Annotated in this window: 9 protein-coding genes; all 9 read left to right on the top strand. The window is 61.8% G+C overall.

Features of this window, described 5'->3' with window-relative positions; all coding sequences use genetic code 11:
• The coding region (gene dnaE, locus AADA04_RS12700) for a DNA polymerase III subunit alpha (RefSeq protein ID WP_340693641.1) at positions 1–2,180 on the top strand (2,180 nt) is incomplete at its 5' end.
• Between the two features lie 145 nt (positions 2,181–2,325).
• Positions 2,326–3,165, top strand: coding sequence for a 30S ribosomal protein S2 (gene rpsB, locus AADA04_RS12695; RefSeq protein WP_340693640.1), 840 nt, complete (start codon positions 2,326–2,328; stop codon positions 3,163–3,165).
• A 40-nt stretch (positions 3,166–3,205) separates the two neighbouring features.
• Positions 3,206–4,108: a translation elongation factor Ts gene (gene tsf / locus AADA04_RS12690; protein WP_340693639.1), complete on the top strand. Its 903-nt coding sequence runs from the start codon at positions 3,206–3,208 to the stop codon at positions 4,106–4,108.
• Positions 4,109–4,219: 111 nt separating this feature from the next.
• Positions 4,220–4,975: a UMP kinase gene (gene pyrH, locus AADA04_RS12685; RefSeq protein WP_340693638.1), complete on the top strand. Its 756-nt coding sequence runs from the start codon at positions 4,220–4,222 to the stop codon at positions 4,973–4,975.
• Entirely contained in the window at positions 4,972–5,526 is a 555-nt protein-coding gene (gene frr, locus AADA04_RS12680) for a ribosome recycling factor (protein WP_340693637.1), read from the top strand. The genes pyrH and frr overlap by 4 nt, the downstream gene beginning before the upstream one ends.
• A complete protein-coding gene (locus tag AADA04_RS12675) occupies positions 5,526–6,287 on the top strand; it encodes an isoprenyl transferase (protein ID WP_340693636.1) in 762 nt (253 codons plus the stop codon). Before frr ends, AADA04_RS12675 begins: the two co-directional genes overlap by 1 nt.
• The gene (locus AADA04_RS12670; RefSeq protein ID WP_340693635.1) at positions 6,287–7,105 is read left to right on the top strand and encodes a phosphatidate cytidylyltransferase; all 819 of its coding nucleotides are present in this window, start codon (positions 6,287–6,289) and stop codon (positions 7,103–7,105) included. The genes AADA04_RS12675 and AADA04_RS12670 overlap by 1 nt, the downstream gene beginning before the upstream one ends.
• 3 nt (positions 7,106–7,108) lie before the next feature.
• Positions 7,109–8,308: a 1-deoxy-D-xylulose-5-phosphate reductoisomerase gene (dxr, locus tag AADA04_RS12665; protein ID WP_340693634.1), complete on the top strand. Its 1,200-nt coding sequence runs from the start codon at positions 7,109–7,111 to the stop codon at positions 8,306–8,308.
• Positions 8,309–8,313: 5 nt separating this feature from the next.
• Positions 8,314–9,483 carry a M50 family metallopeptidase gene (locus tag AADA04_RS12660; protein ID WP_340693633.1) on the top strand — a complete coding sequence of 390 codons (1,170 nt, stop codon included), beginning with the start codon at positions 8,314–8,316 and terminating at the stop codon, positions 9,481–9,483.
• Positions 9,484–9,496: the final 13 nt, after the last annotated feature.

The following is a 9,496-nucleotide window of genomic DNA, read 5'->3' as shown; positions in this document are numbered from 1 at the left end:
AGTATGGCGCCGAGAGCGTCGCCATGATCATCACGTTCGGGACATTGCAGGCCAAGGCTGTCGTGCGCGATGTCGGCCGCGTGATGCAGATGCCGTATTTCCAGGTCGACCGGCTGGCGAAGCTGATCCCGTTCAATCCGGCCAAGCCGCCCACGCTGCAGGAAGCCATCGACGATGAGCCGAAGTTCGATGACGAAATCTCGGAAGACCCTCGCGTCGGTGAGCTGATCAAGATCGCGCTGGCGCTGGAAGGCCTCTACCGGAATGCCGGGACGCACGCCGCCGGTGTGGTCATCGCCGACCGGCCGCTGGTCGAGATTGCACCGCTTTACAATGATCCGCGCGCCGACCTGCCGGCCTCGCAGTTCAACATGAAATATGCCGAGATGGCAGGCCTCGTGAAGTTCGACTTCCTCGGCCTCAAGACGCTGACAGTGATCGACCGCGCGCTGAAACTGATCCGGCGCAGCGGTCAGGATGTCGGTCCGGAATGGGAAGGCCTCGACGATCAGGCCACCTATGACCTGATGGCCAGCGGCGACACGCTGGGCGTGTTCCAGCTCGAAGGCGCCGGCATGCGCGACACGCTGCGCAAGGTGCGTCCGAACAATATCGAGGACGTGATCGCGATCATCTCGCTCTACCGTCCCGGCCCGATGGAAAACATCCCGCTCTATGTCCAGGGCAAGGAGAATCCGGAAAGCGTGCAATATGCCCACCCGGACCTGAAGCCCGTGCTGGAAGCCACCTATGGCGTACCGGTCTACCAGGAGCAGGTGATGCGGATGGCGCAGGAGATTGCCGGCTATTCGCTCGGCGAGGCTGACCTGCTGCGCCGCGCCATGGGCAAGAAGAAGCTCGAAGAGATGGTCGCGCAGCGCAAGCGTTTCGTCGAAGGTGCGGCGGCCACGAAGCAGATGGACGAGCCGCTCGCCAACGAAATCTTTGACACGATGGAGAAGTTTGCGGGCTATGGCTTCAACAAGTCGCACGCCGCCGCTTATGCGCTGATCGGCTATCAAACGGGTTACCTGAAGCGCCACTTCCCGGTGGAGTTCCTCGCCGCGTCGATGAGCCTGGACCTCGGCAATACCGACAAGCTGGCGGCTTTCTTCATGGAAGCGCGACGGCTCAAGATTCCTGTCGTGGCACCCGACGTGAACACGTCAACGGCGGACTTTGACGTCCGCGACGGCGCGGTCGTCTACGCGCTGGGCGCGTTGAAGGGCGTTGGCCTCGAAGCGATGCGGCACGTCGAAGCGCTGCGCGCCGCCGATGGCACGTTTTCGAGCCTGTATGACTTTGCCGAGCGGGTCGATCCGCGGCACATCAACAAGAAGGCGTTCGAGTCGCTGGCGAAATCAGGCGCGTTCGACACGCTGGACGCCAACCGGGCCAAGGTGCTCGGCGCTGCGCCGATTCTCGCCCAGATGGCCAACAAGTCAGCTGAAGACCGGCAAGGCGGGCAGGGCGGCCTGTTTGGCGAGGCCGAGCCGGCGCTGCGTCCAGCGCTGCCGACCTGCAAGCCGTGGAACGGGCAGCAGAAGCTGGACGAGGAATTCAGGGCGATCGGCTTCTACTTTTCTGGTCACCCGCTGGACGATGTGCTGGAAGGGATCGACCGGGAGCGGGTCACCCTTGCTTACGAGATCGCGGATCGGGCGAGCGACGGCAAGCCGCTGGAGCTGATCGGCGTGGTGCGCCTGCGCAACGAGAAGCCGGCCCGCAATGGCGGCAAGTTTGCGTTCCTCACCCTGTCCGACCCGACCGGCGAGGTCGAGCTGATGGTGTTCCCCGAGACGCTGCAACAGAGCTATGACCTGCTGCAGGTGGGTAATACGGTGGCGATCACGGTCGGCGTGAAACGCACGGGCGACGAGATCAAGCTGAATGCCGAGCGGATCATCCAGCTGGAATCGGCGCGGCTGTCGAAGTCCATGGGCGCACTCAAGGTGCGTCTGGCGGTAGGCGCCAATACCGATGATATTGCTGGGATTGTAAGCCATTTGGGCCGGTTGCAGGACCATGAGCGCGGGGCGATCCTGATCGAAATGCCGCTTGAAGACGGCCGCACCGTTATCCTGCGCCTGGCCGACACCTATACAATCGGTCTCAAGGCGCAGCGGGCCCTCAAGGATGTCCCGGGTGTGGAACGGGTCGAACCCATGAAAGCGGCCTGACAAAAGGGCAACCGGGCATCTTGCCGGGCGTGGGGAATTCTGTATAAGCCGCCTTTCCTGAAACCATTTCGCGGGTGCATCCGGTGCGGAAAGCCATATTGGCCCAACGTTCCACCCACGAAGGCTAACCGGATGGAGAAAATGAATGGCACTACCTGACTTCACAATGCGTGAGCTGCTCGAAGCTGGCGTACACTTCGGTCACCAGACCCACCGCTGGAATCCCCGCATGAAGCCGTATATCTACGGCGAGCGCTCCGGCATCCACATCATGGACCTGTCCCAGACCGTCCCGGCCCTGCACCAGGCGCTCGTTTTCGTGCGCGACTCGGTTGCCAAGGGTGGCCGCGTCCTGTTCGTCGGCACCAAGCGCCAGGCGTCTGACCCTGTTGCTGAAGCCGCCCAGCGCTGCGCACAGTATTACATGAACCATCGCTGGCTCGGCGGCACGCTGACCAACTGGGCCACCGTGTCCAAGTCGATCAAGCAGCTCAAAGAACTCAATGCGATGTTCGCCGCCGGTGGCGGCGACGGCCTGACCAAGAAAGAACTGCTCGACCTGCAGCGCCGCCGCGACAAGCTTGAGCGCGCGCTCGGCGGTATCGCCGACATGGGCGGCCTGCCGGCTGCGATGATCGTGATCGATACGAACAAGGAATCGATCGCCGTCATGGAAGCCCGCAAGCTGGGTATCCCTGTCGTCGCCGTGCTCGACACGAACTGCGATCCGTCTGATGCCGATTACGGCTTTGCCGGCAATGACGACGCGGCTCGCGCCATTTCGCTCTACTGCAACCTGTTCGCTGATGCGGTGCTCGATGGCCTCGCGGAATCGACGGCCGGCCTTGGCGTCGACCTCGGTGCGCTCGAAGATCTCGAGGGCATGGTTGAGGCAGACGTCGCTGCGGCGGATGAGGAGCCCAAGGCAGCTGAAGCCGCTCCGGCGACGACTGGCGAGCCCAAGGAAGATGCAACGGGCGCCTGATCGCCCCGGTATTGAACGTTTACACTGAAGGATAACCGCAATGGCCCAGATTACAGCTGCGCTCGTCAAGGAACTGCGCGACAAGACCGGCGCAGGCATGATGGATGCGAAAAAAGCGCTCGTCGAGAATGATGGTAACGAAGAAGCCGCCATCGAATGGCTGCGTGCCAAAGGCCTGTCCAAAGCGGCCAAGAAGTCCGGCCGCACCGCGGCTGACGGCCTCGTGGCCGTGAAAGTGTCGGCTGACGGCAAGTCGGGCGCGATCGTCGAGCTGAACGCTGAAACAGACTTCGTGGCGCGCAATGAAGGCTTCCAGAAAGCCCTCGAGGGCATCACGGAAGCGGCGCTCGGCACTGACGGTACGCTCGCGGCGGTTGCTGCTGCGCCTGCACCAGAGGGTGACGGCACGGTCGACGACATGATCAAGCGCATGATTGCCAAGATCGGCGAAAACATCTCGCTGCGCCGCTCGGCCAAGCTCTCTGCCGACAAGGTTGCGTCCTACATCCACAACGCCGAAGCGGCGGGCATGGGTAAAGTCGGCGTGCTGGTTGCGCTTTCCGGCTCGGGCGACCTGGAAGATATCGGCCGCAAGATTGCGATGCACATTGCGGCGACCTCGCCAGCAGCTGCCACGACGGCTGAACTCGACCCTGAACTGGTCGAGACCGAAAAGCGCGTCTTGACCGAACAGGCCCGCGAAAGCGGCAAGCCCGACAACATCATCGAGAACATGATCAAGGGCCGCCTGCAGAAATTCTACAAGGAAGTCGTCCTTCTGGAGCAGCCTTTCGTGATGAACCCGGACCAGACGGTTTCGGCGTACCTCAAGGACCAGGGTGCGACGCTGGTTGGCTTTGTTCACTTCAAGCTGGGTGAAGGCATCGAAAAAGCTGCGGATAACTTCGCAGACGAAGTGGCTTCGCTCACAAAAGGTAGCTGAACAGGCTTGCCTTTGGCCCGTCCTGAGGCGTTAAACATCCCGGCTGCCCATGACAGGCAGCCGGGAATCTTTTAGGAGCTCTATTCAGGGCTTCATTTTGCGGAGAAAGCTATGGCAAGCGAGAATCCGGAAGCGAGCCCGCTCAAATACAAGCGCGTGCTCCTGAAACTGTCCGGCGAGGCCCTGATGGGCCCGGGCCAGTTCGGTATCGATATCCCGACAGTTGAACAATTTGCCCGTGCCATCGCCAATGCGCGGGCAGCCGGCGCGGAAATCTGCCTTGTCATCGGTGGCGGCAACATCTTCCGGGGCATGGCAGGGGCTGCCAAGGGCATGGAGCGGGCGCAGGCCGACAGTATGGGCATGCTGGCAACAGTGATGAATGCGCTGGCCATGCAAAGCGTGCTGGAAACCCAGGGTGTGCCGACACGCGTCCAGTCAGCCATCACGATGGACCAGATCTGCGAGCCCTATATAAGGCGGCGCGCGCAGCGGCACATGGAAAAGGGCCGGGTCGTCATATTTGCGGCGGGCATTGGCAACCCGTTCTTCACAACCGATACAGGCGCCGCCCTGCGGGCAATCGAAATGAATTGCGACGCCTTGCTCAAGGGAACGCAGGTCGACGGCGTCTATACGGCTGATCCTAAGCTCGACAGCACGGCGATGCGCTATGACGAGATCGCCTATCAGGAACTTCTCGTGAAGGACCTGCGCGTCATGGATTCATCTGCTGTCAGTCTGATGCGTGACAACAACATCCCGATTGTGGTCTTCTCACTCAAGGAAGAGGGCTCGCTGCTGAACGTGCTGCACGGTCGAGGCAAGTCCACAACGATTTCGAACAAGGGAGGGGTCGCGAAATGACCTATAGCAAGAAAGACCTGGAACGCCGGATGGAGGGTGCGCTCGCATCACTTTCAACCGAGTTCAGTGGCTTGCGGACAGGCCGGGCCTCCGTGAACCTGCTCGATGCCATTCAAGTGCCGGCCTATGGATCGACCGTGCCCCTGTCTCAGGTTGCCTCCGTATCGGTGACCGACATGCGCATGCTGTCGGTCAATGTCTGGGACAAGACCGTGGTGGGTGCCACTGACCGCGCGATCCGCGAATCGGGCCTCGGCCTGAACCCGGTCATGGACGGCCAGACCCTGCGTATCCCGATCCCGCCGCTCAACGAGGAGCGCCGCGTCGAGCTGACGAAGATTGCCGGTAAATATGCCGAGGCTGCCAAGGTTGCGGTCCGGAACATCCGTCGCGATGGCATGGACACGTTGAAGAAGATGGAAAAGGACGGCGAGATCAGTGAAGACAAGCTTCATGGCCTGTCTGACGAAGTCCAGAAGCTGACTGACACGTTCGTCGGCCGCGTCGATGAAGCGCTGAAAGCCAAAGAAGCGGAGATCATGCAAGTCTGATGTCCGCTGCGTCTGCCTCAGATGTCACCAGTGTCGTGTCGGGGCAGCAGCCGGGCCTTTCGCATGTCGCGATCATCATGGACGGCAATGGCCGGTGGGCCAAATCCAGGGGCCTGCCCCGTGCTGCCGGGCATGAACGGGGCGTCGAGGCGCTCAGGCGGACCGTTGAGGCCGCTGGGGAACTCGGCATCCGGTACCTGACGGTATTTTCCTTTTCCACCGAGAACTGGCGGCGGCCGGCGGCTGAAGTGAATGCATTGTTCGGCCTGTTGAAGGCCTATGTGCAACGCGACCTGGCGCGGTTGACGCAAGAGGGCGTGCGTATTCGCATTATCGGGCTGCGGGACGGACTGCCGGACGACGTGGCGGCGCTGGTTGAAAAGGCCGAGCGTGAGACCGCCGCCAACAGCAAGTTCTTCCTGACGATCGCCTTCAACTATGGCGGACGCGAAGAAATCGCCCGCGCGGCGCGGGGCGTTGCGGAGGCGGTTGCATCAGGGCGCCTGAAACCAGACGATGTGAACGAAAAATCGTTCGCCGGATTTCTCGATACCGGATCGATGCCGGATCCCGACCTGCTGATCCGGACCAGCGGCGAATACCGGCTCAGCAATTTCCTGTTGTGGCAATGTGCCTATTCGGAGCTCGTATTCATGGATGTGCTTTGGCCAGACTTCGATCGGGCATGCCTGGAAGAGGCACTGGCCAAGTTCCATGAGCGCGAACGCCGGTTCGGCACCGTTTCGCCAGGGGCAGCCTGATGGGCGACTGGACGCCGCGCGACCGGCGTTTCTCGGAACTTGGGCTCCGGCTGATGTCGGCTGCGGTCCTGATTCCTGTGGCCGTTGCCATGGTGTGGGCAGGTGGCTGGTGGTTGGCGATCGGCTGCGCCGTGTTTGCCGCTGCTATGGCGCTGGAATGGAGCCAGATCAGTGCGTTTCCGCACGGCCGGGCGATGGCGGTGGCATCGGCCCTGTTCTGCCTGAGCCTGCCAGTCGGGCTGCTGTGGCTGAGCGTTCTCGTGATTGTCGCCGGTATGGTATTCTGTGCGGCAACCGCTGTTGGGGGGCTGCGCGTCCGATGGACGGCGGCGTTCGGCCTGTTCTACGTGACGGCCATGGCTGCGGGCCTGTACTTACTGCGAGACGGGCCCTGGGACGGCAGGGCCGCCGCACTATTCTTCATGTCATTCGTGTGGGCGTCCGATGCGGCCGCCTATTTCACCGGGCGCGGCCTTGGCGGCCCCCGCCTGCTGCCAAGCGAAAGCCCGAACAAGACGTGGAGCGGCGCACTGGGCGCTGTCACGGCCTGCGGCCTGTGCGGGCTGGCTGCGGCAGATATCGAAATGGCGTCCTTCCCGGTCTGGATCGCGGCGGGCGTGGCGATTTCGATGGTGGCGCAGATGGGCGACCTGTTCGAGAGCGGACTGAAGCGGCGGTTCAAGGTGAAGGATGCCGGCACCCTGTTACCGGGCCATGGCGGCGTCCTGGACCGGGTCGATGGCTTGGGCGCCGTCTGCATTTTCGGGTCGCTAGCCCTGTATGCCTTTCCGGGACTTTCAGGCGCGCTTGGATTCTGAGGCATGGCTGCTCACCGACGCATATCCATCATGGGGTCCACTGGCTCAATCGGCACGTCGGCACTTGATGTCGTGGCGCAGGCCAATGCGATTGGTGACACGCCGTTCGAAATAGTCGCTCTGGCGGCCGGAAGCGATTCCGAGACGCTGGCGCGTCAGGCGATTGAATTCCGACCGGAAATTGCCGTCATCGCGGATGAATCAAAACTGGCAGACCTCAGAGAACGACTGGCCGGGACGGGCATTGAAGCCGCAGGTGGGCTGGACGCGATAACCGAAGCAGCGACCCGGTCATGCGACCGCGTGCTGGCGGCGATTGTCGGAGCGGCGGGGCTCGCATCGACTCTGGCAGCGGTCCGGCAGGGCACGGATGTTGCGATTGCCAACAAGGAAAGCATCGTCTGCGGTGGGAAACTGATTCTGTCCGAGGCGGCCCGCACCGGCGCACGCGTGTTGCCGGTCGATTCCGAGCATAGTGGCATCTTCCAGGCCCTGGGCGATGGCAAATCACTTGAAAAGCTGACGATAACTGCGTCGGGCGGACCGTTCCGGACGGCCACGCTGAGCGAAATGGCCGTGGTCACGCCGGCCCAGGCGGCGGCGCATCCGAACTGGGATATGGGGATCAAGAATTCGATCGACAGTGCGACCCTGATGAACAAGGCGCTGGAATTCATTGAGGCAGCCTACCTGTTCGACGTGGAAGCGGACCAGATCGATGTCCTGGTTCATCCCCAATCGATCATTCATGGCATGGCGCATTTTACCGATGGTTCTGTCATCGCGCAGCTCAGCGTGCCTGACATGCGCGCGCCGATTGCCTATGCGCTGGGCTGGCCCGACCGGGTGGCGACGAATGTCGCGCGTCTGGACCTGGCCCTCCTGGGCCGGCTGGACTTCGCTGAAGTGGACGCCACGCGCTTTCCGGCCATTCAACTCGCGCGACAGGCGATTGCGCTCGGATCGGCGGGCACGACCGTATTAAATTGCGCTAATGAACTCGCTGTTTCTGCATTTATTGCGGGCCAATGCGGTTTTCTGGACATAAGCTGGGTAGTAGAGGAAGTGTTGAGTCGCTTTTCTTCCGGCAACATGGCTTCATTGGCCTGTGACACGCTGGACGAAATAGCTTATCTGGACCGGTTCGGACGCGAAATGGCGGCCGAGTTGCTTAAAATGGCCCCGAGCCGGGCAGGAGGATAAGCCGTTTGGGACAGCTTCTTAGCCAAGGTCCGCTATTCATTGCCTGCCTCATTTTCATGATGGGGATCGTGGTGATCGTGCATGAGCTCGGTCACTACCTGATGGGCCGGGTATTCGGCGCGGCGGTCGAATCCTTTTCCATCGGTTTCGGCAAGCCTGTTTACGAGCGCAAGGACCGGGTCGGCACACGCTGGCGCGTGAACTGGATTCCGCTCGGCGGGTTCGTCAAATTCGTCGGCGAGAGCCAGCTGGCGGGCGACGTGGGCAAGCTGGAGCAGGGGCCTCAGGGCAAGGCGTACAACAAACTGGCTGTCTGGCAGCGATCGCTTGTCAGCCTTGCCGGGCCGTTTGCAAACTTCGTGCTGGCCAGCCTGATTTTCTCCCTGATCCTCGGGACACACGGCAAGGCCAACTACACCGTTGGCGTTGCGAATGTCGTTGCCGGATCACCAGCCGAGCGAGGCGGCCTGAAAGCGGGCGACGCCTTCGTCGCGATCAATGGCGGCGCCGTTACGGATGCACAAGACATCACCATTCCGATCATGCTCAATCCCAATCAAGAGATGACTTTCGAGGTGCTGCGAGACGGCGCGCCGATGAGCCTGAAGATAACGCCCGACGAGGTCGTACGCGAGAACGAGTTCGGCCAGATGGTGCCGCAAAGCACGATCGGTGTCGGTCTTGCTGGCCTGGAACTTGGCGAGCGCACCCGGTACAACCCCGTCGAAGCGCTGGGCGCCGGCGTGGTCGAGACGGGCGCAACGATCGACCGCACCGTCACGATGCTGACGCGTATCGTGACCGGCAAGATGTCGTTCAACGCCATGACCGGCCCTGTCGGCATTGGCGACATTTCCCGCCGGGTCGTCAACAAGGTCTGGAGCCAGACTGAACTCACCCGGTCACAGCGCCTGGAACAATTGTTCTGGATGCTGCTCAGCATATGTGCCGCCATTTCAGTGGGTGTCGGGTTTTTCAACCTGTTGCCACTGCCAGTACTGGATGGCGGACACTTGGTCTTTCATGCTTATGAAGCCGTAATGGGCAAAGAACTGCCCGAGAAAGTGCAGGAGATCAGCCTGACATTCGGTTTGATCCTGTTATTGGGAATGGTGGTGGTGATCACGTGGGGTGACATCATCGAGACCGGCTTGTTCGGGGGAGCGGGCGGCTGACCCCACCGTCCCG

Origin of the sequence: Hyphomonas sp., from assembly GCF_037969335.1 — a bacterium.
Lineage (GTDB): Bacteria > Pseudomonadota > Alphaproteobacteria > Caulobacterales > Hyphomonadaceae > Hyphomonas.
The sequence above is the reverse complement of the archived record's forward strand: the minus strand, read 5'-3'. Positions and strand labels throughout refer to the sequence as shown.